We start from the raw sequence: 26260 nt of genomic DNA on the forward strand, positions 1-26260 counted from the left end.
GTCATGGGTTTCCAAAACTTAACTGTGAAAATCCCTTTCTCCAAATTTACCGAAAATAGAGACAATAATCAATAGGAATCACATAATTTATCTAAAATTAATAAATTGAACGTCAATCGGCAGGTCTGCTCCGCGGACGGCTGCGATAATCTGCTGCAGATCATCTTTATTTTTTCCGGTGACGCGCACTTGGTCGTCCTGAATCTGCGACTTGACCTTCAAGCCGGAGTTTTTAATCACCGCGTTGATTTTTTTGGCGTTGTCTTTATCAATGCCCTGGACAAGCTTCGCGCGCTGGCGCACCGTGCCTCCCGATGCATTTTCGATTTTGCCGTATTCAATGTTTTTCGTCGGCACGTCCCGTTTGATCAGCTTGCCGCTCAGCACATCTTTGAGCTGATTCAGTTTAAACTCGTCATCAGAAATCAGGACAAGTTCTTCCTTTTCTAAAGTTACATCGCTTTTCGATCCTTTAAAGTCATAGCGCGTGCCGATTTCTTTCAGCGTCATCTGAATCGCATTCTGCACTTCGGGAAATTCAACTTTGGATACAATATCAAAAGAACTTTCTTTTGCCATGAGAAAACCTCCTATAACATTTCACTTATGAGTTGATTATAGTAGAATAAAGAGAAATGTCCAACAGCATAAAGCATGAATTTATGCATATTGGAAAAAATGAGAAAAACATCAGCCTCATACGGGCGAATCAGGAAGGACGATAACATGAGACCAGGGCAGCAGCTCACGCTTAGTATAGATCACCAAACCGATTTCGGTTATTTTTTAACCGACGGCGAGGATACGGTTCTTTTACATAACAGTGAAATCACAGAGGATATCGAAGACAGAGATGAAGTGGACGTATTTATTTACGTCGATCCTCAGGAAAGACTCGCGGCGACGATGAAAAAGCCGCTCATCAGCTTTTATGACTACGGATGGGTGGAAGTGACGGACGCTGTGGAGGATATGGGCGTATTCGTCGACGTCGGCCTGTCAAAAGACGCGCTCGTCGCAACGGAGCACCTGCCTCCGTACAAATCCGTCTGGCCGCAAAAAGGAGACAGACTGTATTGCATGCTGAAGGTGACAAGCCGCGGGCGCATGTTTGCCAAGCCGGCGCCTGAGGATATCATCAGTGAATTATTTACGGATGCAGAGGAAGACGTCATGAATAAAGACCTGACAGGCACGGTGTACAGACTGATCGCATCAGGATCTTTTCTGATTACCGATGAAGGCATCCGCGCGTTTATTCACCCTTCAGAAAGAAAAGAAGAGCCGAGACTCGGCAGCCGCGTGACAGGGCGTGTCATCGAGGTAAAGGAAGACGGCTCCGTCAACATGTCCCTGCTGCCGAGAAAGCAGGATGCGCTTTCGGTTGACGCGGAAGAGATTCTGACCTATCTGAGATCAAGAAACGGCGCGATGCCTTACGGAGACAAAAGCCATCCTGACGATATCCGCGAACGGTTTCATTTAAGCAAAGCCGCCTTTAAGCGGGCGCTCGGGCATCTGATGAAAAACGGCAAGGTCTATCAGGAAGACGGCTGGACATACGAAAAACAATAAATGTTCTGCAAAAACATCGGTGAACCAAAACCGATGTTTTTTATTTTCTCAAAAGCTGCTATATTCCTCATTTGTTTAACACCCTGCCGAACATACATATTTTATTGAAATAAAATATTCTGACATCCGAACCGATATATAACTATAGAAAAAAACAAAAGGAGAGTTTCAATGAGAAAAATGGCGATATTTGCGGCTGTACTGCTGATTGCGCTCAGCACGGCGGGATGTGCCGGCAAATCTGAGGAAACGGCGGCCGAAAAAACGAAAACAATCGGCATCATGCTGACAGACAACGGCCTCGGCGACCAATCATTTAATGATTCAGGCTTTCAAGGTTTGATGAAAGCGAGAGACGAGCTCGGCATCACATTTGACTATCGGGAAATAAAAGATACCGGTACATACGAAAAAGGACTGACCCAGCTTGTCCGGGAAGGCAATGATCTTGTGGTGGGGCTCGGTTACAGCATGCAGGCGGATTTAGAAAAGGTCGCCAAAAAATATCCGAAGCAGCGGTTTGTGCTGATTGATTCCGTATCAGACCTGGATAATGTCACCTCCGTCACGTTTAAAGAGGATGAAGGAAGCTTCTTAGCCGGAGCGCTGGCGGCCATGACGAGCAAAACCGGCACGATCGGATTTATCGGCGGTTCCGATGCCGACGTCATTAAACGGTTTAAAAAAGGCTATCTGAAAGGCGCGGAATCAGTCAAACCGAAAATCCGCGTGCTGTCGGACATCAGCGGTACGTTTGATGATGATAAGCTCGGGAAGCGCATCGCCCAAAACATGATCCGAAAAAAAGCCGATGTCCTGTTTACGGCGGCCGGCTTCACGGGAGTCGGCGCACTGAAAGAAGCGGAGGCGCAAAAAGTATACGCCATCGGTGTTGACAGCGATCAATATTACACCGCCGAGCACGCCGTTATTTCTTCTTTAGTGAAAAATGTCGACCATGTCATCTATGAATTGGCGAAAGATTTAAAAGACAACAAGGAGATCAAAAGCGGTGAGATCGTTTACGGACTGAAGGAAAATGGCATGGACTTAGCTAAGATCAGAGTTGTCAAAAACGCAGGCGGGCTGGCGAAAAAGATCACGGATATGAAAAACAGTCTGATTGAAAAAGGAGGCGATCTGAAGTGACATTACGGACAAGGCTGCTCGTTAACGCAGCCGTTACGATGATTTGCTTCGCCGCCATCATCGGCTTTACCATCGTAAACATGATGAAGATTCAGGCTTCAAATGAAGATGAAGTGGACGCGCTGTTAAACGTCCAGGAAGCAAAAGCTGACCTTAATACGTTAAAAGAAAGCATCACCGGCTATTCCTATACGCTCGCAGACGCCCAGAAAGAAGATGTGCGAAGCTATATGAAAAGCAGCTCAGACAAACTGGCGGCGCTCAAAAAAACGATGACGGACGATGCGGACAAAGCCGCTTATGACAAACTCGCCAAAAAATACGAATCGTGGCAGGCGGAGGCGGACGCTGCTCTTGATTCGAAAAGCCCGGCTGAAGCGACAAGGACGGCGGCCCGCATCAACGGTCTTCTGAATGATATTTATATGCTGAATCTGAAAAGCCGGGATCACTATGAAGACATGCAGAAGCAGACGGCTGACCAGATTCAGTTTATCGTTTACAGCGCAGCCGTGCTGACCATCGTGATACTTACTGTTACCGTCATATCTTCCATCAGGCTGACGAAGAGAATTGCAGGGCCGATACGCCGTATGGCTGAAAATGCCCGTCGTATTGCGGGAGGGAACCTTGCTGTTGAAATGCTTGATTATAAAGGGAAGGACGAACTGAAAGAGCTGAATGACTCATTCGGAATGATGGCTGAACAGCTCCGCACCTTAATTCAGGCGATCGGAGAGGTCGGCCGTGAAGTCGAGACTTTTGCGGAAGGTTTGACGAAGGAAAACCAGACGCTGAAGGACATGACCGAGCAGGTGTCCGTGTCAACGGAAGAAATGGCCCAAGGCTCCCAAACCATTTCAGAAGATCTGCAGCATGCGGTGCAATTCATTGAACAAATGGATGAACATTCAAAGGCGAACGCCGAACGTTCAAAACAAACGACGAGAAGCAGCGAAGAGACGATTGCGGCGGTGGCTGCGGGGCGCGGTGCTTTAGCCGAGACCAAGCAAGCCATTGATAAAAGCAATGAGACATCAAAAGAGATTTCCGAAGCCGCCGATCTCTTCATAGAACATGCGGCAGGCATCAGTATGATGGCGCAGACCGTTTCTGACATTGCGGGCCAGACCAATCTGCTGTCATTAAACGCCGCAATCGAGGCGGCCAGAGCAGGCGAGTCCGGAAAAGGATTTGCCGTCGTTGCCGAGGAGATACGGAAGCTCGCAGACGGATCAGCCAAAGCGACAGCGCAGATTTTCGATATGGTAAAGCAAATTGAAGACGGCATCACGTCTATTACCGGAGCTGTCACGACCGGCGTCGCTTTAGCGGACAGACAGCAGGAGCTGATGGAGAAAACGTCAGAATCATTCGCCCATATTGAACAAAAAGCCGCCCATATTAAAGCGGAGCTTACTCAATTGGATGGACGGATCATCGAATCGAAACAGCTTGGTGAGCAAGTGCTGCATCATGCCGAAAGCATCAGCGCCGTCGTTCAGGAAACGGCTGCAGGAAGCGAAGAGATTTCTGCCTCCGCGCTTGAGCAGCTGTCTTCTTTTCATAAAATGGCGGAAAGCGTCAATAATCTGGTGAGCCTGACAGAGCGGTTAAACGATCAGGTCCGCCGGTTTACTTTGTAACGGGCTTTTGCCCCGCCCCTGATTTTTGCAGCCTGACATGAGTAACTTCTGAATGAAACACAAATACTGAATATACATGTGTTTATATTTATTCTTTTTCGTGAAAGGTGAAAAAAGAAGGGAGGAATCGGGATGGATGAACAAATTCCGCATGAAAAGGGTCTTGATAATAGTCTGGCTTTATTACGCGATGGTTATGTATTTGTGAAAAACCGAGCGGAGACTTATCGCTCAGATGTGTTTCGCGCCCGTTTATTAGGGAAGACATTCATTTGTATGAGCGGAGCGGAAGCCGCAAAGCTTTTTTATGACACAGAACGATTTCAGCGGCAGCAGGCCCTCCCCAAACGGGTGCAGAAAACGTTATTCGGAACAGGGGCAATCCAGGCAATGGACGGTGAACGGCATAAGCACAGGAAGCTTCTATTTATGTCGCTGATGACGCCGCCCCGGCAAAAACGGCTTGCGGAAGCGGTGGCAAAACAGTGGAAAGCATCTGCGGAAATGTGGGAGGGTTCAAACCGAATTGTCCTTTTTGATGAAGCGAAGAAAGTGCTGTGCCGGGCTGCCTGTGAGTGGGCCGGCGTCCCGCTGAAAGACTCAGAAGTGAAAGAGCGGGCAGAGGATTTCACCGATATGGTAGACGCATTCGGCGCTGTCGGACCGCGTCATTGGAAAGGCAGAAGGGCGAGGCTGAAAACGGAGAAATGGATAGAGGAGGTCATTGAGGATGTGCGGTCCGGCAAGCTGCAAACGCCGGAGGGCTCAGCCTTGTATGAAATGGCTTTTCATACAGAACTTGACGGGAACAGACTTGATTCTCACATGGCTGCTGTTGAGCTTATTAATGTTCTGCGCCCGATTGCCGCCATTTCTTACTTCATTACGTTTTCAGCTCTTGCATTGCATGATTACCCTGAATATCGGGGCAAACTGAGATCGAGAGATGATCAGGAGGCCGAAAGATTTGCACATGAAGTTCGGCGGTATTACCCGTTTGCCCCGTTTTTAGGAGCCGTTGTGAAAAAAGATTTCGTATGGAAGAACTGTGAGTTTAAAAAGGGTGCATCCGTCATGCTTGACCTATATGGGACAAACCATGATTCCCGGCTCTGGGAGAATCCGAATGAATTTCGCCCGGAACGTTTTCAGGGGCGGGAGGAAAATAAATTTGATTTCATTCCCCAGGGCGGAGGTGATCCGGCTAACGGCCACCGCTGTCCGGGTGAGGGAATGACCGTGGAAGTCATGAAAACTTCCCTTGCGTTTCTTGCCAATGAAATAGAGTACGATGTTCCGTCCCAAGATTTGAGCTTCAGCCTGTCCAGAATGCCGGCATTGCCTGAAAGCGGATTCGTGATAAGTGATGTTAGACGCATATAGAACAAAAAACAGCCCTCTATCTTCATACACAAGAGGGCTGTTTTGCTTTTACAGATGGTCCGGTTTTTTGGAATTCTGGTTTTTTCCCGCCTGCCGGTTTTTTTCGGCAAGCCGGTTCTTTTTCTGATTTACGGCGTTATTGTCCAACGGTTTTTTGTCATCATCTTTCATGCGGCAAAGCCTCCCTTCTGTCCGTTAGGATGCCCGCCCGCATTGAAATTATGGCTTCAGGAAAAAAATCGCGAGCGTGCCCGGCCCGGAGTGGGCGCCGATCGCAGAGCCGATTGAATGAAGAATGATCTCTTTCGGATGGAACGCTTCTTCAATCATTTCCTTCATCCGAAGCGCCGTCTCCTCGTTATCTGCATAGCTGATTCCCACGGTTTGATCCGCCCAATCGCCGCCTTCTTCCTTCATCATTTCTATAATCCGTTTAAACAGTTTCTTTTGTCCGCGCAATTTTTCGAGCGGCACGAGCCTGCCGTCATCCACATGCAGAATCGGTTTGATGTTCAAAAGCCCCCCGACAAAAGCGGACGTTTTTGAAATTCTGCCGCCCCGCGCGAGATAAGCGACATCATCGACCGTAAATATATGTTTCATCCGTGCGCAAAAGCTCTTTACAGACGTTTCGATTTCTTGTATTGTATTCCCGTTAACACAGAGTGTTTGCGCGTGCATCACCGCGAGGCCGCAGCCCAATGAAGCGCATTTGGAATCTACAATCCGTAAATCAAAATCGGGAAATTCCTCTTTTACTTCATTGGCCATCATTACGGCCGTCTGATAGGTGCCGGAAAGACCTGAGGAAAAGGCGACGTATATCGCCGGTTCTCCCAGTTCCGCGTATTGTAAAAATACTTTTTTTATCGTATCCGGTGATGCCTGGGATGTTTTCGGAACTTTCCCGTCCCGCATCGCTTGAAATATATGATCCGCCTGAATGGTGACCGCGTCCTCATATTCGTTTCCGTCAAGTGTTACGTGCAGCGGAATGAACCCGATCCGGTTTTCTTCAATATAAGATTTCGGCAGGTCAGAGGCGCTGTCAGCAATAAGGTGAACTGTCATCATAATTCCCTTCTTTCCGATTGGTGAGAGTGATGCCAACTATATCATATAAATGTGGCAAAATAGTGTTCAAAACTTTGTTTTAAGGGAAAAGCTAATAATGAAAATGAGCGGAGGAGCAAGCCATGGTACTAGAACAAGCAAAAAAATTAGCAATCGTCGTCATCGGCGCGTTTCTGTATGCGGCGGGACTGAATTTATTCCTGATACCGGCGAATGTATATGCCAGCGGTTTTACCGGTGTCGCCCAGCTGCTGTCAAGCGTCGTTGATCAATACGCCCCCTTTTATATTTCGACAGGAGTTCTCATGTTCCTCTTAAACATTCCCATCGGTGTGTTAGGGTGGCTGAAAGTCGGCAGATCATTCACCGTATACAGCATATTAAGCGTAGCGATGACGTCCGTCTTTATGGGAATTCTCCCGGAAATGAGACTGTCGCACGATATTCTTCTGAATACCGTATTCGGAGGAGTCATCTCAGCTATCGGCATCGGTTTAACGCTGAAATTCGGCGCTTCGACAGGCGGTCTTGATATCGTGTCGATGGTGCTGGCCAAATGGAAGGATAAACCGGTCGGCACATATTTCTTCATTTTGAACGGGATTATCATTTTGACGGCAGGATTATTGCAAGGATGGGAGAAAGCATTATATACCCTTGTCGCTCTGTATGTCACAACAAGGGTGATTGACGCCATTCACACCCGCCACATGAAACTGACCGCCATGATCGTTACGAAAAAAGCCGATGAAATCAAAGAAGCGATTTACGGGAAAATGGTCCGCGGCATTACGACGGTGCCGGCAAAAGGCGCTTACACAAACGAACAGAAAGAAATGATGATCATCGTCATCACGCGGTACGAATTGTATGACCTTGAGAAAATCGTGAAAGAAGTCGACCCGAAAGCCTTCACAAACATCGTGCAAACGACGGGGATCTTTGGTTTCTTCAGAAAAGACTGATAGGAGCGGATAGAATGAAGTGGCTGTTTGGCCTGTTATTACCGGTCATTTTATTGATCGGGTGCAGCAGTCAATCCGGGCAGAAGGAGCCCGCTGAGGAGGTATCCGGAGAGATGAATGAACAGCAAGCGGAATTAGCCGTAAACCCTGTGCAGACGGATCAGCAGATCGAATTTCAAATGTCTTTAAAAAACAAAAGCGGCAGCCCGATCGATTTCACATTCAGCTCTGGGCAGAAATTCGAATTGACCGTACATGACCAACATCACAAAGAACTGTACCGCTATTCAAAAGACAGAATGTTTACTCAGGCGTTTCAAACCGTGACTTTAATGCCGAATGAAACGTATGACTTTTCAGATGTGTGGAAGAACGTGCCCGGTCCGGGAACATACACGGTGACGGTGACGTTTTTAGGGAAGTCCGATCAGATCGGAAAGAGACTGAAAACGGTAAAAACATTTGAAGTGAAATAAAAAAGCGGCGCCCTCGTGTAAACGGGGCGCCTTTTTTTATTGCAATTTCTCCAGCTGATCCTGAAATTGGTGCAGCTGCTGACGTTCTGCATCCGTCGAATTGGCGTACGCGGAAGACACGGCATTTTTGGCGCGTGAGACAGCTTTTTCCTGATCGCCGTCTTCGAAACCGTTAGCAATCATGACGGCCTGCTGGACAAATGACTTGGCTTGAGAAAACAGTTCGTTTCTCATTAAAAGTCAACCTGCCTTTCAGCCGAATCTTTTGCTGCATCATGCTGTGCTTCCTCTAATGTAGACCGATATGGAAATCTTGCGTCATGAAGACTGACAGAGTCCTTGCCTTGCTGAATAAACCGTTTTGATTTGTTTCGTTTACCCATTGCAATGTCCCCCTTCCATATTTAGACGAGATGAGTCGTCTGTTTTAGTATGGGCGGAAGGCTTTTTGTTATGAGCGGCAAAACCTCACAGGGAGAAATAGGATTTTAAAAATTCGGCGATTCCGTCCGCTTCATTTGATCCCGTGACGCGGTCGGCGGCCTGTTTGACTTCATCCGTGCCGTTTCCCATCGCTACGCCGCACCCGGCAAATCGGAGCATTTCAAGATCGTTGTCTTCGTCGCCGAACGCGATGATCCGTTCTCTCGGCACTTGGTAATAGTCGCTGATTTTCTTCAGGCCGACCGCTTTATTCATCCCGTGTTTAATAATTTCAATCACATGCCAAGGAGCCGCCCATCTTCTGTGGTCAATGACCTCGGCGTGCACATCGGATAAATGCGCGCGTATGTCCGCGACGTCCTCTTCCTTCGCGTGAATCAATACGGACGTCACATCCTCTTGGACTGTTTCGCGCAGATCGCCGAATGTGACATTCGCCGTATTCATATGAAACGCCTCAATTAAATGCTCATCATGATAATGGAAGTACACATCATCAATGATCTCAGCGAGCACATTATGTATTTGATAGGTCTCTGTAAGTTCGGCAAGCTGTCTGACCACATCGACAGATAAGGACGTGTGGTATCGTCCCCATGACTCGTCTTTCGGGTGGTGGACAAATGCCCCGTTAAAATTGACAATCGGCGTTGTCAGCCCGAGCTCGTCATAATACATCGAACTGGAACGGAAAGGGCGGCCGGTTGAGATGCAGACATGATGACCCGCTTCTTTCAGCGTCTGAATCGTCCGCGCCGTTTCAGGGGAAATGGTTTTATCATCTTTTAATAAGGTTCCATCCAGATCTAAAGCGATGAGGTAAGGTTTTGTCTCCATAAATAACTCCTTTTGTCATGTAATTTGCTGTTTTTCTCTTATGTACAGTGTAGCTTTTTACCATCTTTATTGTCTACATGTTACACTTATGATTATGGTTATCCTAAGGAGGGAGTCAACGTGATTCTTATTGATCATCAAACCGTATCAGGCATTCCGTTTTTACATATTGTAAAAGAAGAAAATCGGGACCGTCCCGCTCCCCTTGTTTTCTTTATTCACGGTTTTACAAGCGCGAAGGAGCATAATCTTCATTTCGCTTACCTGCTTGCTGAAAAGGGCTTCAGGGCGGTGCTGCCGGAAGCTCTTTACCACGGTGAACGCGCTGAACAGCTGTCAGCAGAAGAGCTCGCCGTCCATTTTTGGGACATTGTATTAAATGAAATCGAGGAGCTTGACGTGCTGAAAAAGGATTTTGAAGCGCGCGGTCTGATTGAAGACGGGCGGATCGGTCTTGCGGGCACGTCAATGGGCGGAATTACGACATTCGGCGCGATGGCCGCGTATGATTGGGTCAAAGCCGGCGTCAGCCTGATGGGAAGCCCGAACTATACGGCGTTTTTTCAGCAGCAGATTGACCACATTCAAAAGCAGGACATCGACATTGACGTCACAAAAGAACAGGTCGATGAACTGTTTGCGCGGCTCAAACCGTTCGATCTCAGTCTGGAACCGGAAAAACTCCGGAGCCGCCCGCTGCTGTTCTGGCACGGCGTTCAAGACAAAGTCGTTCCGTACGCACCGACCCGCGGCTTTTATGAAACGATTAAACCTCATTACAGCAGCCGGCCTGACCATCTTCAGTTTCTGAAAGACGAACGGGCTGACCATAAAGTCCCGAGATACGCCGTTTTAGAAACCGTCGCCTGGTTCGATAAGCATTTATAAAGCACAAAGGTGTTAACAAAACCCGCTTTTACGTTATACTGAGGAAAAAGGAGTGATGGAACGTGGAAGAAGCATTAAAAGAAAACATCATGGGCGCCTTGGAGCAGGTTGTTGACCCTGAGCTCGGCGTCGATATCGTCAATCTCGGCCTTGTATACGACGTTGATATGGATGACGACGGCCTGACGCACGTTACGATGACACTGACATCAATGGGGTGCCCGCTCGCTCCGATCATCGTCGACGAGGTGAAAAAAGCGCTCGCCGACATTCCGGATGTAAAAGAGACGGAGGTCCACATCGTCTGGAATCCGCCGTGGACAAGAGACAAAATGTCACGCTACGCAAAAATCGCATTAGGGATTCAGTAATAAGAAAATGCACCTCGGATTTTAGGTACATCCTAAAGTTTGGAGGTGCTTTTCTTTTGTCTGCATATAAGCGACAGTGAGGGTTTGTTTTGGATCGCAAACAAACCTTTATATATAAAATTTCATATGAGTTTTATCTTTTTTGTAATAGGACAGTCTGTCTTGGAGTGTGCCTGTGTGGAATTCAAATTTATGCCCATCGGGATCAGTAAAATAAATTGACTTTTGATCTTGTTTATCCCTGGGACGCCCATTTAATATATTTACATTTAGATTTTTTAGCCTTTGATGTATTGCATCAAAATCTTTTGGGTCAATTGTAAAGGCCATATGCGTATAAGATTTATGTATTTCATTTCTTGGTATATCCGCCTCTAAGTTAAGTGCAAGCCAAAGCCCGTTCAGATCAAAATATGCTGTCTTTTGCCCTTTAACCAGGAGTTGTGCATGAAATACTTTTTCATAAAATTCTATAGATTTTTCCAAATTTGAAACAGAAAAAAGAAGATGATTGATTCCTTTTATGTTTATTTTCCCCACCTCATTTACAAGTTTGTTTTAAACAATCCCTTTGGTAATACATCTGCATATATATCGATTATATACTGACTAAAAAATCATTTTAAGGATTTCTGTGGATTTTTTATGCCGTGTGTTTTCCGGTATCGGGTTAAAAAGGAAAAAAACGGACGTAAGGCATGATATAATAGACCGGCTGCATGCGAGGGAGGAACCCATGAAGAAAAAATTACTTCTCATTATCCTTAGCATTCTTGTTTATACGGCGCTGTTCGCTGTTTCCGCTTTTCACAAAGAGCCGGAGCAGCAGGCAGGGACAATGACGGATGTCAGCCGTCTCATGCCCGTGAAAATTAAGCAGACGGTCAAAGGAAAAGAGAAAGAAACATTGATCGAAACCATTAAGGAAGCAAAGAGAAAGCATCTGAAGATCTCAATCGCAGGCGCCCAGCACTCAATGGGCGGCCAGACGTATTATGAAGACGGTATCGTTCTCGACATGACGGGCTACAACAAAATACTCGGTCTCGACCGAAAGAAAAAAATCATCAGAGTGCAGGCGGGAGCGACGTGGAATGATATTCAGCGCTATGTCAATCCGTACGGGCTCGCGGTAAAAGTCATGCAATCGCAAAACATTTTTACGATCGGCGGCTCACTGAGCGCCAACGCCCACGGCCGGGATATCCGGTACGGTTCGCTGATTGATACGGTCAAATCGTTTCATCTTTTAAAGGCGGACGGCAAAGTCATCACCGTTACTCCGAAAGATGACCTGTTTTCAGCCGTCATCGGCGGCTACGGCCTGTTCGGCGTCATCCTTGACGCGGATATTGAGCTGACGGATGATGAGCTTTATGAAATGAAAACGAAACGCATGAACGCTGATACATACAGTCAATATTTTACGCAGCATGTTCAGCGCAACCCCGCCGTGCGCATGCATCTCGCACGGATCGCAACAGGGGATAAAGGCTTTTTGCGCGATATGTATGTGACTGATTACACGCTCTCAGACAATCAGAAAGAATTAAAGCGGCACAATGAACTGAAAGAAGATGAGCATCCGGCGCTGACGAAATTCGCGCTCGGCCTCTCCCGCCGGTATGACTGGGGCAGAAATTGGTTCTGGTCAACCCAGCAGTCTTATTTTCTCAGCCAAAACGGCGTGAAAGTCTCCAGGAACAATGTCATGCGGTCAGAGTCGAAATTTTTGGAATATGAAAACACGGACAACACCGACGTGCTACAAGAATACTTCGTGCCCGTCGGCGAATTTGCGCCGTACATTCATGATTTACGCGAGACGCTGTCACATGAAGATCTCAATCTCGTAAATATTACGATCCGCTACGTGCAAAAAAATGAAAAAGCCGATCTGTCATACGCAAAGGAAGACATGTTTTCACTCGTCCTTTTAATCAATGAAGGGTTTTCAAAAGACAGCCAGGCGAGTGCGGCGCGGATTGTCAGAAAAATGACGGATACGGCATTGCGCCACCGCGGCAGTTATTATCTCCCGTATATGCTGTATCAAACGAAAGAGCAGATGCGCGAGGCATATCCGAAAAGCGATATGTTCTTTCAGAAAAAACACAAATATGATCCGGACGACTTGTTTATGAATTATTTTTATCAGAGGTACAAATCATGAAACACAACCATTTAAAATGGCTGATCCTGTCTCAGAGCAGTGTCTTTTTTGCCGGCAGCCTGATCTTTCCGTTTTATATTTTATTTATTAAAAACATCGGTTCCAGCTACACGCAATTCGGTCTCTCATACGGCTTGTTCGGCCTGAGCGGCGCATTGATTCATCCGCTGCTCGGCCGGCTGTCGGCAAGACTGGACCCCCGCTGGTTCCTTATGGCAAATTCGTGGGGGATGGCGGTGCTTCTTCTGACGCTCCCGCACATTACCGGCGTGCACCAGGTTTATGTTGTGCAGGTGCTTTTGGGCCTGTTCGGCGCGATGCAAAAACACGGCGAGAAAATCATGATCGCCGATTACACCGACGGCGGGGAGCGGGGAAAAAAAGTCGGCAGCTATCATTTCTGGACGGCCGTATTTTCAGCTGCTGCCATTATTCTCGGCGGGTTTCTCGCTGATTTCTTTACGGTTTATATTATTTTTTACGCCAGCTCCGTACTGTTTTTTATAAGCGGGCTGATGATGCTGAAAAAAACAGGCTGATCCGATCAGCCTGTTTTTCTTATGAAACCCCCTCGATCGAGAGGGGGTTTTTTGTCAGCGAAAACAGATGGAAAACGAATGAAAAAATATTAAATATACAATTGAATTAATTTTTATTCATGTTATAATGTTAAATAATTTCACAAAAACCAAGAAGGTGAACCCGTTGAAAATAGGTATTATAGGCGCTACTGGTTATGGAGGCGCCGAACTTGTCAGGATTCTTAACCATCACCCTTATGCAGAGGATTGTATATTATATTCATCGAGCGACGAAGGGAAAGAATATGCCGCTTCATATCCGCATTTGAGGAATATAGCGTCACAATCACTTCAGCCGCTTCATATAGAAACGATCCGAAACGAAATTGATGTCATGTTCATAGCCGCGCCGCCCGGCGTCTCCGGAGAGTGGTCGCCCAAGCTGGCGGAGGCGGGCATCCCGGTCATTGATCTATCCGGCGATCTGCGGATTCAAAACCCGGCCGTGTATGAAAAGTGGTATAAGCGGAAGGCCGCTCCGAAAGGAACGATTCAAAGCGCGGTTTACGGTTTAGCTGAACTGCAAAAAGAAGAGATTCAGACTGCAAAGCTGATTGCCAATCCGGGATGTTTTCCGACGGCTGTGCTGCTCGGGCTCGCCCCGCTGGCGAAGAATAAGCTTTTACAAGATTCATTTCTGATTGTTGATGCGAAAACAGGCGTATCCGGCGCCGGCCGAAAAGCATCCATGGGCACTCATTATTCTGAGCTGAATGATAATTTCAAAATTTATAAGGTTAATGAGCATCAGCATACTCCGGAAATTGAACAGCAATTAGCGGCTTGGCAGCCCGGCACAGGCCCGATCACGTTTTCCGCTCATTTGGCGCCGATGACAAGGGGCATTATGGCGACGATGTATACGGAGGCTCCCCCGGGTATGTCTGCTGCACAGGTAAGAGAATTGTATTCCGAATTCTACAAAGATTCATATTTTGTCAGAATCAGGCCGGAAGGTGAATTTCCGGCGACGAAAGAGGTATACGGCAGCAATTTTTGTGATATCAGTGTCACTGTGGACGAAAGAACAAACCGTGCCACCATCGTTTCTGTCATAGATAATCTGATGAAAGGCGCCGCAGGGCAGGCGGTTCAAAATTTAAATATCATGAATGGCTGGCAGGAAGAAACGGGACTTACGATGACGCCAGTCTATCCATAGAATGAAAGAGGGATTCAAAAATATGATTCAGCTGAGTGAGGAAATCACGAAAATAAAAGGCGGCGTATCCTCGCCGAAAGGGTTTGAGGCAAAGGGCGTGCACTGCGGTCTGCGCTATTCAAAAAAAGATCTCGGAGCGATTATCAGCGAAGCGCCTGCAGTCAGTGCAGCGGTATATACGCAGAGCCATTTTCAGGCAGCGCCGCTGAAAGTGACGCAAGCCAGCTTGAAAAAAGAGGGTGTGCTTCAGGCGGTTATCGTCAACAGCGCGATTGCCAACGCCTGTACGGGAGACCAAGGATTAAAGGACGCCTATGAAATGCGGGACGGCTTCGCGAGCCAGCTCGGCATTGAGCCGGAGCTTGTTGCGGTTTCGTCAACCGGGGTGATCGGCGAGCTTTTAGATATGAAAAAAATTCAAGCGGGCATTGAACAGCTCGGTCAAGCGCCGTCCGTGTCCGGAGCATTTGAAGAAGCCATTTTGACGACGGATACAGTGACGAAACAGACGTGTTATGAACTGGTGATCGGCGGAGACATCATCACGATCGGCGGAGCGGCGAAAGGCTCCGGCATGATCCACCCCAACATGGCGACAATGCTCGGCTTTGTCACAACGGACGCGGCCGTGGAAGAACAGGCGCTCAAAAACGTGCTCAGAGAGATTACGGATGTTTCATTTAACCAAATCACCGTTGACGGAGAAACATCGACGAATGACATGGTGCTTGTGATGGCGAACGGCTGCGCGGGGAATGATTGCCTGACGGAGCAGCACCCTGACTGGCCGGCTTTTAAAAAGGGATTAAAGCTTGTATGCGAAGACCTTGCCAAAGATATTGCCAGAGACGGTGAAGGAGCGACGAAATTAATTGAAGCCAGAGTCGAAGGCGCGAAAAATAACCTTGAGGCGAATATTATCGCCAAAAAAATCGTCGGTTCAAGCCTTGTGAAGACCGCCGTTTACGGCACAGACGCCAATTGGGGGCGCATCATCGGCGCAATCGGGCACAGTGCGGCAAGCGTAACGGCCGAACAAGTGGAAGTTTCCCTCGGCGGCCAGTGTCTGTTTAAAAACAACGAACCTCAGCCGTTTTCGGAAACTGATGCCAAGGAGTACTTATCAGGTGATGAGATTACGATTGCAGTCCGCCTGCAGGAAGGCTCCGGCAGCGGCCGGGCATGGGGCTGTGACTTAACCTATGATTATATCAAAATTAATGCGAGCTATCGCACATAACAAAGGGGAGCGGCATGAAGAAAACCATCGTTTTTAAGTGTGGCGGAAGCATAATCCGCGAGTTATCAGCCGATTTTTTTCAAAATGTAAAAGAGCTTATGCAATCGGGCTGGAACATTGCCGTCGTGCATGGAGGCGGCCCGGACATTTCAAGAATGCTGAAAACATTGCAGATTGAAACGGAATTTGTCGATGGACAGCGGAAAACGACCAAACCGGTGCTGGAAACAGCGGAAATGGTCTTGTCAGGGACGATCAATAAATTTTTCGTAACCGAACTCGCGAAAAACGGGCTGAAAGCCGCGGGAATATCAGGAAAGGACGGCGGTCTCCTTCAAGCATCTTACCTTAATCAAGACAAATACGGAGAAGTCGGCGAAATACAAAAAACCGATCCGTCAATCATCCAAGCGTTAATGAAAGAAGGCATCATTCCCGTTATCGCTCCGCTTTCCATGACAAGTAATTTCGAAACGCTGAACGTCAACGCAGACGCCGCGGCATCGGCCGTCGCTTCAGCCTTACACGCCGATAAACTTTTATTTGTCACGGATGTTGAAGGAATTATGGACGGAGAGAACAGGCTGGATACTTTGACGCCGCAAGAGATTCAGGCCCTCATAGATGACGGCGTGATTTCAGGAGGGATGATTCCGAAGGTAAACTCGGCATTATCGGCACTGAGTGAAGATGTCGAGGAAGTGGTGATCGTAAACGGAAAAGGAGCGTTTTTCACCGATCAAGCCTTCCAAGGAACAAAAATCGTCAAAGAAAAGGAGAGCGTGTCATGAGCAGTCTATTTCAAACCTACAGCCGCTGGCCCATCGATATCAAAAAAGCGAAAGGGACAATCGCAGAGGATGAAAACGGAAAAACGTATCTCGATTTTATTCAGGGCATCGCCGTTTCCAATCTCGGCCATTGTCATGATGCGGTGACAGAAGCGGTGAAAGAACAGCTTGACAGCGTATGGCACGTTTCCAATCTGTTTGAAAATGATCTTCAGGAAAAAGCCGCGGCAAAGCTTGCCGAACATAGCGCGGGGGATCTCGTTTTCTTCTGCAACAGCGGGGCCGAAGCGAATGAAGGCGCCATTAAGCTTGCCCGTAAAGCAACGGGAAAGACAAAAATCGTAACATTTCATCAATCCTTTCACGGACGGACCTATGCGGGGATGGCCGCCACCGGACAAGACAAAATCAAGACCGGTTTCGGACCGATGCTTCAAGGCTTTCACTATCTTCCGTTCAATGATCCGTCGTCATTCAGCACGCTTTCAAAAGAGGATGATATCGCCGCAGTCATGCTTGAGACGGTGCAGGGAGAAGGGGGAGTCAATCCCGCCGATCCGGAATTCATCGAAGCCTTACAGACATTTTGCAAAGACAAACAGGCGCTGCTTATCGCAGACGAGATTCAAACCGGAATCGGCCGGACGGGCAAGGCATTCGGCTATGAGCATTTCGGCATCTCTCCGGACATCATCACTGCTGCGAAAGGGCTTGGAAACGGTTTTCCCGTCGGAGCCGTGATCGGCAAAAAGAAGCTTGGAGACGTCTTTACGCCGGGTACGCATGGTACGACTTTCGGCGGCAATAAGCTCGCCATGGCAGCTGTGAAAGCAACCTTGGACATTGTGTTTCAGCCGGACTTTCTCCAGGAGGCGGCAGACAAAGGATCATTTTTAAAAGCGCAGCTGAACCGTGAACTGACAGGGCCTTTTGTAAAAGAAATCCGCGGAAAAGGGTTATTAATCGGCATTGAATGCGCAGGTCCCGTGTCCGGCATTATCGGAGATTTGCAGGAACGCGGACTTCTCGTGCTTCCGGCCGGACCGAATGTCATTAGGCTGCTGCCGCCGCTTACAGTTTCTGAAGAAGAAATGCTGTCGGCCGTCAGTATGCTGAAAGCAGCGATCGAAGCGCATTCGGCAGTGAAACGGTAATTTTTTTTTCGATATAAGAGTATAAAAACTCATATTTTTAATTAATTATTCATCAAGAGGTGGGCTTTAGATGAAAGGCTATTTAGTATTGGAAGACGGAACATCATTCGGCGGTGAACTTGAAAAAGAGGCCCGCTGTGTTGGCGAAGCGGTTTTTTTCACCGGAATGACGGGCTATCAGGAAGTGCTTACAGACCCGTCATATAAGGGCCAGATCGTCGTCTTTACGTATCCGCTGATCGGAAACTACGGAATTAATGAAAAAGACCTTGAAAGTAAGATTCCTCAAGTCAAGGCTGTTGCCGTCTATGAAGCGTGTGAACATTTTTCTCACCATGAAGCAGTTTCAAGCTTGAGAGAGTATTTAAATAAATGGAACATCCCGCTCTTAACCGAAGTGGACACACGGGCCGTCGTCAAAACCATCCGCTCCGGCGGCACGATGAACGCTGCCGTGTCAACAACAGGAGAAATTCCCGCAGCATCCGGAACAGAAAACCCGGCGGAGCTGGCGCAGTCTGAAGACATCACGTCAATGGGGAACGGAGACCGGCATATCGCGCTCATTGATTTCGGTTATAAAAAATCAATCGCCTCGTCACTTGTAAAGCGCGGCTGTAAAGTAACGGTCATTCCGTATCAGCAGATGAACGCCGTTTATGACATTCAGCCTGACGGAATCGTGCTCTCAAACGGCCCGGGCGACCCGAAAGCGATTGCGCCGTACATGAACCGGATTACATCATTACTCAGTGATTTCCCCGTACTCGGCATTTGCCTCGGGCATCAGCTGATTGCCCTCGCTTTCGGAGGAAATACGTATAAGCTGCCGTTCGGCCACAGGGGTGCCAACCATCCCGTCATTGACCGGAAAACGAAACGGGTGTTTATGACAAGCCAGAACCACAGCTATGTCGTCGATGAAGCATCAATTGACGAAAACGAGCTGTCTATCAGATTTCACCATGTCAATGACACATCGGTGGAAGGGCTCATTCATAAGCGCCTTCCCGTATTAAGCGTCCAGTTCCACCCTGAAGCTCATCCCGGCCCGGCTGAGAGCGAGTGGATATTTGATGAATTTCTAGAGAAAGTGATACCAGCAAGGAGAGAAATCGCTCATGCCTAAAGATACAACCATTTCCAGCATATTAGTCATCGGCTCCGGCCCCATCATCATCGGCCAGGCGGCTGAATTTGATTATTCAGGAACGCAGGGCTGCATGGCTCTGAAAGAAGAAGGATACCGCGTTATTCTAGTCAACAATAACCCGGCAACGATTATGACGGATGAGGCGTTTGCCGATGAAATATATTTTGAACCGCTCACAACCGACAGCATCGAGGCCATTATTGAAAAAGAAAAACCGGACGGTCTGCTTGCCAATTTGGGCGGCCAGACGGCATTGAATTTAGCCGTTAAGCTTGAAGAAGCAGGCGTGCTGAAGAAGCATCACGTCAAGCTTTTGGGAACATCGGTGGAAACCATTCAAAAAGGCGAAGACCGGGAGCAGTTCCGCGCCCTGATGAAAGAGCTCGATCAGCCCGTTCCGGAAAGCGAAATCGTCGACAATGAAGAAGACGCCCTCCGTTTCGCTGAGTCTATCGGATTTCCGGTCATTCTGAGACCGGCGTACACGTTAGGCGGAAAGGGAGGCGGAATCGCAAAAACGAAAGAAGCGTTTCAGACGCTTATTAAACAGGCGCTGTTAGCAAGCCCGATCAGCCAATGCCTCGTCGAAAAAAGCATCGCCGGATTTAAAGAAATCGAATATGAGGTCATGCGCGACAGCAATCATACATGCATCACCGTCTGCAATATGGAAAACATCGATCCCGTCGGCGTGCATACAGGAGACTCCATCGTCGTCGCACCGTCCCAGACGTTAACGGATGAAGAATATCAGATGCTGCGTTCAGCAAGCCTGGCGATTATTTCGGCGCTGGATGTGGTCGGCGGCTGCAACATTCAATTTGCGCTGGATCCGTTCAGCAAACAGTACTATGTCATTGAAGTGAACCCGCGTGTCAGCCGTTCATCGGCCCTCGCGTCAAAAGCGACCGGCTACCCGATTGCCAAAATGGCGGCGAAACTTGCCGTCGGCTATACGCTCGACGAACTGAAAAATCCGCTGACGGGCTCTACTTATGCAAGCTTTGAACCGGCGCTTGATTATGTCATCGTCAAATTCCCGCGCTGGCCGTTTGATAAATTTAAACATGCCGACCGCACGCTCGGAACGAAGATGAAAGCGACGGGAGAGGTCATGGCGATCGAAAGAAATATGGAAGCGGCCATTCAAAAAGCGGCGGCCTCCCTTGAGCTGAAAACGATCGGCACCCGCCTGCCTGAACTCGGCGGCTGTACGATCAATCAGCTGTGGGAATTAGCGGTAACGCCGGATGACCGGAGATTTTTCGTCGTCATGGAACTGTTAAGCCGCGGTGAAACGATAGAAGACATCCATGCCAAAACGAAAATTGACCCGTTTTTTCTCCATGTATTCCGAAATATCATCACATTGGAAAACAAGCTGATGGAAGAAGGGGATCATCTGTCTGTCCCGCTTTTAAAGCAGGCGAAGGTAAAGGGCTTCACGGATGTCATGATCGCATCTCTCACGGGAAAAACGGAAGAAGACATCCGTGCTCTCAGAAAGAAATCAGGCATCGTCCCGTCGTTTAAAATCGTAGATACATGCGCCGCTGAATTTGATGCCAAGACGAATTATTTCTACTCCACCTATCTAGGGGAAAGTGACGGAGATATCAGCCGAAAAGAGAAAAAACGCGCCCTCATCATCGGCTCAGGCCCGATCCGCATCGGTCAGGGAGTGGAATTTGATTACAGCGCCGTCCACGGCGTTCTGACCCTGCAAAAGCTGGGGTATGAAACGATTATGATCAATAACAATCCGGAAACAGTAAGCACGGATTATGAAATCGCCGACCGGCTTTATTTTGAACCGCTGACGACAGAACATATTTTGAACGTGGCGGAACATGAAAACATTGATTTTGCCATCGTCCAATTTGGGGGGCAGACCGCGATCAATGCCGCTGAACCGCTGGAAAAAGCGGGCATTCCGCTGCTCGGAACATCCTTTGAAACCCTTGATGCGCTGGAGGATCGGGATCTGTTTTATCAGCTGCTTGATGATCTTGACCTGAAACATGCCAAAGGCGAAACCGCTTATTCAAAAGAAGAAGCAACGGAAAAAGCAAGCCGAATCGGCTACCCCGTGCTGATCCGTCCGTCTTATGTCATCGGTGGGATGGGCATGATCATCGTTGATTCAGAAGCGCAAATGTCAGAACTGCTGGAAAATGAAGCGGGCATGCCGTATCCGATTTTGATCGATCAGTACATTACAGGAAAAGAATTGGAGATCGATCTGATTTCCGACGGACATGAAGTATTCGTGCCGACTTACACAGAGCACATTGAGCGCGCCGGCGTCCATTCGGGCGACAGTTTTGCGATTCTTCCGGGTCCGTCTGTCACACCTGATATGCAGCGGAATATAAAAGAGGCCGCCGAAAAAATCGCGGTAAAACTGGCTTTTAAAGGCATCATGAACATTCAGTTTGTCATTGATGACAAAGGGGATATTCTCGTTCTTGAAGTGAACCCGCGGGCAAGCCGCACAGTTCCTGTCGTGTCTAAGGTGATGGGGGTGCCGATGATCCCGCTTGCCGCCAGATTGCTGGCCGGCGCTTCCCTTAAAGACATCAAGCCCGAGGTTCAAAATCAGCACGGAACGGCAGTGAAATTCCCGGTTTTTTCTTCGCACGCCATTCAGGATGTGGACGTAAAGCCCGGGCCGGAAATGAAGTCGACCGGAGAAGGCATGTGTGTCGCGTTTGACGCAGAAAGCGCCCTGAAAAAAATCTACGCGCACGTCTGGGAGAAAAAAGGCAGCATCTATCTGGAAGGCTGTGATGCGGAATTGGAACGTCACGCTCAAGAGGCGGGATTTACCGTATGCAAAGATGCGTTCCCGGCATGGGCAGAGCGAAAGGATAAAGCGGTCCACATCAATTTCAATCACTCTGAAGAAGCGCGTAAACAACGGATTGAAGCCATGACGCACGGTGTGACGGTCTTTACTGAACCGGAAACCGTAAAGGCATTTTTAGCAAGCGGCTCCGGCAAACCTCAGCCTGTATCGCTCAAAGATCTTTATCAAAAGGAAGTGGCATCATGCACACAATAAAAGCGGAAAACACATTAACCCATTTGTACGGCAAAGATTTTCTTTCCTTAAAAGATGTCAGCCCGTCAGACATCAATGCGCTTTTGACAGAAGCTTCATTATTAAAACAACATTCGATACAGCCGATTTTCCAAGGGAAAACATTGGCGATGATTTTTGAAAAATCTTCAACCCGCACACGTGTGTCTTTTGAAGCGGGAATGGCCCAGCTCGGGGGAACGGGACTATTTCTTTCAAGCAGCGACCTGCAGCTTGGGCGGGGGGAGACGGTCGCGGATACGGCGAAGGTGCTGTCCGGATTCGTTGATGCCATAATGATCCGCACCTTTGAACATGAAAAAGTCGAAGAGCTTGCTGAGCATGCAGATATTCCTGTCATAAACGGGCTGACCGACCGGTATCACCCGTGTCAGGCACTCGCGGATCTGTTAACGATACAAGAAATAAAAGGAAAATTAAAAGGAGTAAAAGCCGCCTATATCGGTGACGGAAATAATGTAGCGCATTCACTAATGATCGGCTGCGCAAAAATGGGCTGTGACATTGCGGTTGCTTCGCCGAAAGGCTATGAAGCCGAAGAAGAGGCTGTGAATGCCGCAAAAGAAGCGGCGGCTGTTTCCGGAGCGAAAATCACACTTACCGAAAATCCGCAGGAAGCGGTGCGGGATGCAGACGTGATTTACTCCGACGTCTTCACGAGCATGGGGCAGGAGGAAGAGACGCAGCAGCGGCTGAACGTGTTTGCCCCGTATCAAGTCAACGCCTCACTCGTCAGTCTCGCCAAACCCGACTATACATTTTTGCATTGCCTGCCCGCGCATCGGGAGGAGGAGGTCACGTCCGAGATTATCGACGGCCCGAACTCTGCGGTATTCCAGCAGGCGGAAAACCGGCTTCACGCGCAAAAAGCGCTCCTGAAAGCTCTTCTTTACAAACAGGATGAACAAAAAAACCGCTGAACCTCATTCAGCGGTTTTTGATATTTCTCCGCATACAAGCGCATACTACATAAAAAAGAAAAAGGAGGAAATGACGTGGGACAGCAGCATCAATTCCGCCCGGGACAAAAAGCGCCGAATAACGGTGTGTACGTTGAAATCGGCGAAACGGGAAGCATGGTCAAAAATCCGCAAAAAATCAAGCTCACAGTGGGAGAAATGTTCCCTGAAACTTCAAACCACAACAGATTGTGGACGTATCAACGAAAACCGTGAACACAAAAAAACCTGCTGAATAGCAGGTTTTTTTATTTAATGCTGGCTTGCATCCTGTTTGACAGGCATGATCTCCGCAAGAACAAAGACAAGCACCGCAATAACTACGGCAATAACGGATGATTGCTTGAAATTGTACGCCGCGCTGTTCATGGAGGCGACCAAATAACAGGCCATATGTGTTAAAAGGAACGTCCAAATAAAACCGATAATAAACCGCACGTTTCCACCTCGTCCTTCATTTTATTCTACGTTGTATCATACCATACATAAAGCGCGGGCGGAAGGTCATTTTCTCATCAAAAAGCGCGCCTGAAACTGACATTTGCCCGCCTGTCAGGCCGTCTGAAGGAAAATTCGGTTCCCGTGCTCGGGATAATAGCCAAAACATAGCAGCAAATAGGAGTTTATCCGATCCGTTTTCATTCTTCTTACATATGATAGCCAATAGAGAGATTAGGAGTAAAAGGAGGCGGGCAGGCATGGGGATAACGGAAAGATTCTTCAATTTCGGATCTGAGCTGAACGTCATCCATCTGCCGTATCGGCCGAACGGCTTCTGTATCTTTATTCTGGGGGACAGAACCCACTTTGTCAGCCGGGACTCAAGCTTTTGGCTCGAACATGAAGGGAGAAACCAGCTGTTAAATACGATGCTTGACAGAGGGTACACCATTTTCAACAGCAATTTATACGGACGGCATTGGGGTTCGGAAAAAGCCGCCCTTTACGCCAGACAGCTGATTCATTATGTGCTGAAACAAGAAACCCTCAATCCGAAAATACACTTGCTCGCAGAAGGCATGGGCGCCCTCATCGCCGATCAATTGCTGCAGTCTTCACCGGAGCATATCCGTTCAGCCGCAATGTTAGATCCTTGTCTTGATCTTCAAGCCCATTTTGAATCAGAGAAAGAAAATAAGTTTTTTTATAAGCAGTTTCTGAGGGAAACGGCACAAAGCTTCGGTGTTTCTGAAAAAGAGGCAAGCTCACTGAGCTATCAGACCATTACCGGCTGCCGCACCCGCGCGCCGGTACATATATGGCAAAGAACGACCGGAGCGCCGTACCCGTACACCCTGCATGCGAACGCGTATAAAGAAGCCCGGGAAAAGACCGGAAGCAAGACTGATATCACGTATCACCTGCTTGAGAACCCTGCGCGTATGTACAGAGCCATCTGCCGGTTTTTCCGCAGTCATGAAAAAGACCTGTAATGAATAGAATACAACAGCCATCTCTTTTCAGAGGGCTGTTTGGCTTGTGTGTGAATGAAAAACCGGAAAGGCGGCAGATGTGATGAAGACAGCGTTGATCATTGGAGCAGATGAATTTCTCGGCCTTTCATTGTGCGAACGGTTGATGGATGAGGGTGTGCATGTTGATGTCATTTTGGCAGAACCGGAGGACAAAACGAGGCAGCTGTATTTAGAAGAACGTTTAATGTGGCTCGCGAGAAACGGGCTTTTTCAAATAATAGATGAAATCGGTGAAAAGGAATACGATCGTATCTGCGTTCAATACGGGAGCGGGTGTCTGCCTGAAGAAAGGGCTGAGCCTTTATATTGGATTGTTTACAGTGAGGATCACGGAGACTGGGAAAAAAACGGTCAGCGGGATACGGCAAAAGCGATTATTCTTCCTCCCCTTTACGGTCCTTGGACAGAAGCAAAAGAAGATGGCGAAAGCAGGATCTATTTAGAAGACGCAGTCTGCGGGCTGATGAATCAGCTTGAGGCTGACGGTACAGAAGACGAAAACCAGATTATTACCCTGGAAATAAAAGAAAAAACACAAAAAACGGAAGCGGAAGAAAAAATTAAAGAGTGGAAAAGACAATTTTCATCAATATTCGACATTTTTTAAGAAATACCTTCCATGTTATGTGCATTACCGCTACAATAAACGTATATCAATTTATACATGTTATGAGTTTGAAAAGGGGTTGAACATGGCTTGATCACCAGGCTTGTCATGACCTTTTCTGTCCTCCTTTTATTGAGCGGATGCGCACAAACTCCGTTTAAAGGAAAAATTGAGAAGGTCGGAATGCTTTTTCCCGATACCATCAGTGACTTGGTATGGGGGACAAAAGGTTACAAAGGTTTATTAGCGATACAATCTGAATTTAACGTTGACGTTTATTATAAAGAAAATATCAGATCCGATGAAGATATTTTAAAAGCGATAGATGATTTTCATAAAAAAGGAGTCAATCTTTTATACGGGCACGGAAATGAATACGAGGAAATTTTCAATATGATCAGTAAGGATTATCCCGACATGGAATTCGTCGTCGCAAACGGAACGGCGAAAAGCGATAATGTCACAAGCGTTCACCTGATGGGAGAAGCAATGGGCTTTTTCGGGGGAATGACGGCCGCCCATATGTCAAAAACCAATGAGGTAGGTGTCATCGCCTCCTTTCTGTGGCAGCCTGAAGTAGACGGCTTTATCAAAGGGGCGAAATATGAAAAGCCTGATATCACCGTCAATACTGAATTTACGGACCACTGGGATAACGGCAATGAAGCGCTGCATCTTTACGAGAAGTTAAAAGCGGAAGGCACGGATGTTGTATATCCGGCCGGAGACGGGTATAATGTTCCTGTCATTCAGCAAATCAAAAAAGACGGGCTTTACGCCATCGGCTATGTCGCCGAGCAATCGAATCTCGGCAAAAACACGGTGCTGACAAGCACGGTGCAAAACGTAGATAAAGCCTATACATTAATTGCCGAGCAATATAATAAAGGTACGCTCAAGAGCGGAGATCACAACTTTGATTTCAGGGAAGGAGTCGTTGAAATGGGGACGTTCAGCCCTCTGGTGGACAAAGCATTTCAAGACAAAATCTCAGACCTTGTCAAAACGTATAACCGAACAAATGAACTGCCGTCAAATGAATAGAGGTGGATAC

The 26260-nt window shown here is 47.8% G+C and carries 29 protein-coding genes; 21 read left to right on the plus strand and 8 right to left on the minus strand.

The genetic code is table 11. From position 1 onward, the window contains the following. Positions 1-87: 87 nt before the first annotated feature. Positions 88-579 carry a YajQ family cyclic di-GMP-binding protein gene (locus J6600_RS05540; protein WP_012117263.1) on the minus strand — a complete coding sequence of 164 codons (492 nt, stop codon included), beginning with the start codon at positions 577-579 and terminating at the stop codon, positions 88-90. A gap of 99 nt (positions 580-678) precedes the next feature. On the opposite strand from J6600_RS05540, the gene J6600_RS05545 reads away from it, so the two are divergent. The 4 genes from J6600_RS05545 to cypC all read left to right on the plus strand — a co-directional run bounded on the left by J6600_RS05545 (position 679) and on the right by cypC (position 5753). Beyond that, positions 679-1575 (plus strand): CvfB family protein, encoded by an 897-nt coding sequence (locus J6600_RS05545; RefSeq protein ID WP_209388326.1) that lies wholly within the window; start codon positions 679-681, stop codon positions 1573-1575. Positions 1576-1746: 171 nt separating this feature from the next. Continuing rightward, a complete protein-coding gene (locus J6600_RS05550) occupies positions 1747-2724 on the plus strand; it encodes a BMP family lipoprotein (protein WP_209388086.1) in 978 nt (325 codons plus the stop codon). Beyond that, positions 2721-4370, plus strand: a complete 1650-nt coding sequence (locus J6600_RS05555) for a methyl-accepting chemotaxis protein (RefSeq protein ID WP_209388087.1) — start codon at positions 2721-2723, stop codon at positions 4368-4370. Before J6600_RS05550 ends, J6600_RS05555 begins: the two co-directional genes overlap by 4 nt. 132 nt (positions 4371-4502) lie before the next feature. Next, positions 4503-5753 (plus strand): CYP152 family fatty-acid peroxygenase CypC, encoded by a 1251-nt coding sequence (gene cypC, locus J6600_RS05560; RefSeq protein WP_061862063.1) that lies wholly within the window; start codon positions 4503-4505, stop codon positions 5751-5753. 48 nt (positions 5754-5801) lie between these two features. On the opposite strand, the gene J6600_RS05565 is transcribed toward cypC, so the two are convergent. Beyond that, positions 5802-5924 (minus strand): hypothetical protein, encoded by a 123-nt coding sequence (locus J6600_RS05565; RefSeq protein WP_003155105.1) that lies wholly within the window; start codon positions 5922-5924, stop codon positions 5802-5804. A gap of 48 nt (positions 5925-5972) precedes the next feature. Further along, positions 5973-6824, minus strand: a complete 852-nt coding sequence (locus J6600_RS05570) for a DegV family protein (RefSeq protein WP_014417393.1) — start codon at positions 6822-6824, stop codon at positions 5973-5975. 125 nt (positions 6825-6949) lie between these two features. Between J6600_RS05570 and J6600_RS05575 the strand changes: the two genes are divergently transcribed. Together J6600_RS05575 and J6600_RS05580 are read left to right on the plus strand one after the other, a co-directional pair. Next, entirely contained in the window at positions 6950-7792 is an 843-nt protein-coding gene (locus J6600_RS05575) for a YitT family protein (RefSeq protein WP_007610547.1), read from the plus strand. Between the two features lie 14 nt (positions 7793-7806). Next, on the plus strand, positions 7807-8268 hold the full coding sequence (locus tag J6600_RS05580; RefSeq protein WP_017417434.1) for a BsuPI-related putative proteinase inhibitor: 462 nt from the start codon (positions 7807-7809) through the stop codon (positions 8266-8268). Positions 8269-8304: 36 nt separating this feature from the next. Here the strand turns inward: J6600_RS05580 and J6600_RS05585 are convergent, their stop codons facing one another. The 3 genes from J6600_RS05585 to J6600_RS05595 all read right to left on the minus strand — a co-directional run bounded on the left by J6600_RS05585 (position 8305) and on the right by J6600_RS05595 (position 9549). Further along, positions 8305-8502 (minus strand): DUF3813 domain-containing protein, encoded by a 198-nt coding sequence (locus J6600_RS05585; protein WP_003155097.1) that lies wholly within the window; start codon positions 8500-8502, stop codon positions 8305-8307. After that, on the minus strand, positions 8502-8651 hold the full coding sequence (locus J6600_RS05590; protein WP_003155094.1) for a hypothetical protein: 150 nt from the start codon (positions 8649-8651) through the stop codon (positions 8502-8504). Before J6600_RS05590 ends, J6600_RS05585 begins: the two co-directional genes overlap by 1 nt. An 85-nt stretch (positions 8652-8736) precedes the next feature. Beyond that, positions 8737-9549 (minus strand): Cof-type HAD-IIB family hydrolase, encoded by an 813-nt coding sequence (locus J6600_RS05595; protein ID WP_007610550.1) that lies wholly within the window; start codon positions 9547-9549, stop codon positions 8737-8739. A gap of 120 nt (positions 9550-9669) precedes the next feature. Here J6600_RS05595 and J6600_RS05600 point away from each other — a divergent pair, with 120 nt between their 5' ends. After that, positions 9670-10437, plus strand: a complete 768-nt coding sequence (locus tag J6600_RS05600) for a prolyl oligopeptidase family serine peptidase (RefSeq protein ID WP_007409140.1) — start codon at positions 9670-9672, stop codon at positions 10435-10437. A 62-nt stretch (positions 10438-10499) separates the two neighbouring features. Next, a complete protein-coding gene (locus J6600_RS05605) occupies positions 10500-10808 on the plus strand; it encodes a metal-sulfur cluster assembly factor (protein WP_003155088.1) in 309 nt (102 codons plus the stop codon). A 108-nt stretch (positions 10809-10916) separates the two neighbouring features. On the opposite strand, the gene fosM is transcribed toward J6600_RS05605, so the two are convergent. Further along, positions 10917-11339, minus strand: coding sequence for a FosM family fosfomycin resistance protein (gene fosM, locus J6600_RS05610; RefSeq protein ID WP_209388327.1), 423 nt, complete (start codon positions 11337-11339; stop codon positions 10917-10919). A gap of 205 nt (positions 11340-11544) precedes the next feature. On the opposite strand from fosM, the gene J6600_RS05615 reads away from it, so the two are divergent. From J6600_RS05615 to J6600_RS05660, 10 genes are all read left to right on the plus strand, one after another. Next, on the plus strand, positions 11545-12981 hold the full coding sequence (locus tag J6600_RS05615) for an FAD-binding oxidoreductase (protein ID WP_209388088.1): 1437 nt from the start codon (positions 11545-11547) through the stop codon (positions 12979-12981). Further along, positions 12978-13520, plus strand: a complete 543-nt coding sequence (locus J6600_RS05620) for an MFS transporter (RefSeq protein ID WP_003155082.1) — start codon at positions 12978-12980, stop codon at positions 13518-13520. The genes J6600_RS05615 and J6600_RS05620 overlap by 4 nt, the downstream gene beginning before the upstream one ends. Positions 13521-13686: 166 nt before the next feature. Then, entirely contained in the window at positions 13687-14724 is a 1038-nt protein-coding gene (argC, locus tag J6600_RS05625; protein WP_014417398.1) for an N-acetyl-gamma-glutamyl-phosphate reductase, read from the plus strand. A gap of 22 nt (positions 14725-14746) precedes the next feature. After that, positions 14747-15964 (plus strand): bifunctional ornithine acetyltransferase/N-acetylglutamate synthase, encoded by a 1218-nt coding sequence (gene argJ / locus J6600_RS05630; protein ID WP_209388089.1) that lies wholly within the window; start codon positions 14747-14749, stop codon positions 15962-15964. A gap of 14 nt (positions 15965-15978) precedes the next feature. Next, positions 15979-16755: an acetylglutamate kinase gene (gene argB, locus J6600_RS05635; protein WP_209388090.1), complete on the plus strand. Its 777-nt coding sequence runs from the start codon at positions 15979-15981 to the stop codon at positions 16753-16755. Further along, on the plus strand, positions 16752-17909 hold the full coding sequence (locus J6600_RS05640) for an acetylornithine transaminase (protein ID WP_106067873.1): 1158 nt from the start codon (positions 16752-16754) through the stop codon (positions 17907-17909). Before argB ends, J6600_RS05640 begins: the two co-directional genes overlap by 4 nt. Positions 17910-17979: 70 nt before the next feature. Then, a complete protein-coding gene (locus J6600_RS05645) occupies positions 17980-19038 on the plus strand; it encodes a carbamoyl phosphate synthase small subunit (protein ID WP_095060858.1) in 1059 nt (352 codons plus the stop codon). Continuing rightward, the gene (locus tag J6600_RS05650) at positions 19031-22126 is read left to right on the plus strand and encodes a carbamoyl-phosphate synthase (glutamine-hydrolyzing) large subunit (protein ID WP_209388091.1); all 3096 of its coding nucleotides are present in this window, start codon (positions 19031-19033) and stop codon (positions 22124-22126) included. Before J6600_RS05645 ends, J6600_RS05650 begins: the two co-directional genes overlap by 8 nt. Further along, positions 22114-23085, plus strand: coding sequence for an ornithine carbamoyltransferase (gene argF, locus J6600_RS05655; RefSeq protein WP_209388092.1), 972 nt, complete (start codon positions 22114-22116; stop codon positions 23083-23085). Before J6600_RS05650 ends, argF begins: the two co-directional genes overlap by 13 nt. A gap of 75 nt (positions 23086-23160) precedes the next feature. Then, positions 23161-23340: a YjzC family protein gene (locus J6600_RS05660; RefSeq protein WP_003155070.1), complete on the plus strand. Its 180-nt coding sequence runs from the start codon at positions 23161-23163 to the stop codon at positions 23338-23340. Positions 23341-23376: 36 nt separating this feature from the next. On the opposite strand, the gene J6600_RS05665 is transcribed toward J6600_RS05660, so the two are convergent. Continuing rightward, complete coding sequence (locus tag J6600_RS05665; RefSeq protein ID WP_007409129.1) at positions 23377-23562, minus strand: YjzD family protein; 186 nt, start codon at positions 23560-23562, stop codon at positions 23377-23379. Between the two features lie 260 nt (positions 23563-23822). Here J6600_RS05665 and J6600_RS05670 point away from each other — a divergent pair, with 260 nt between their 5' ends. The 3 genes from J6600_RS05670 to J6600_RS05680 all read left to right on the plus strand — a co-directional run bounded on the left by J6600_RS05670 (position 23823) and on the right by J6600_RS05680 (position 26250). After that, on the plus strand, positions 23823-24557 hold the full coding sequence (locus J6600_RS05670; protein ID WP_209388093.1) for a lipase family protein: 735 nt from the start codon (positions 23823-23825) through the stop codon (positions 24555-24557). 82 nt (positions 24558-24639) lie between these two features. Continuing rightward, the gene (locus J6600_RS05675) at positions 24640-25206 is read left to right on the plus strand and encodes a Rossmann-fold NAD(P)-binding domain-containing protein (protein WP_032863798.1); all 567 of its coding nucleotides are present in this window, start codon (positions 24640-24642) and stop codon (positions 25204-25206) included. Positions 25207-25296: 90 nt separating this feature from the next. Further along, entirely contained in the window at positions 25297-26250 is a 954-nt protein-coding gene (locus tag J6600_RS05680) for a BMP family ABC transporter substrate-binding protein (protein ID WP_072177123.1), read from the plus strand. Positions 26251-26260 lie beyond the last annotated feature (10 nt).

It is taken from the genome of Bacillus sp. LJBV19, from assembly GCF_017797845.1.
Taxonomy (GTDB): Bacteria; Bacillota; Bacilli; order Bacillales; family Bacillaceae; genus Bacillus; species Bacillus velezensis.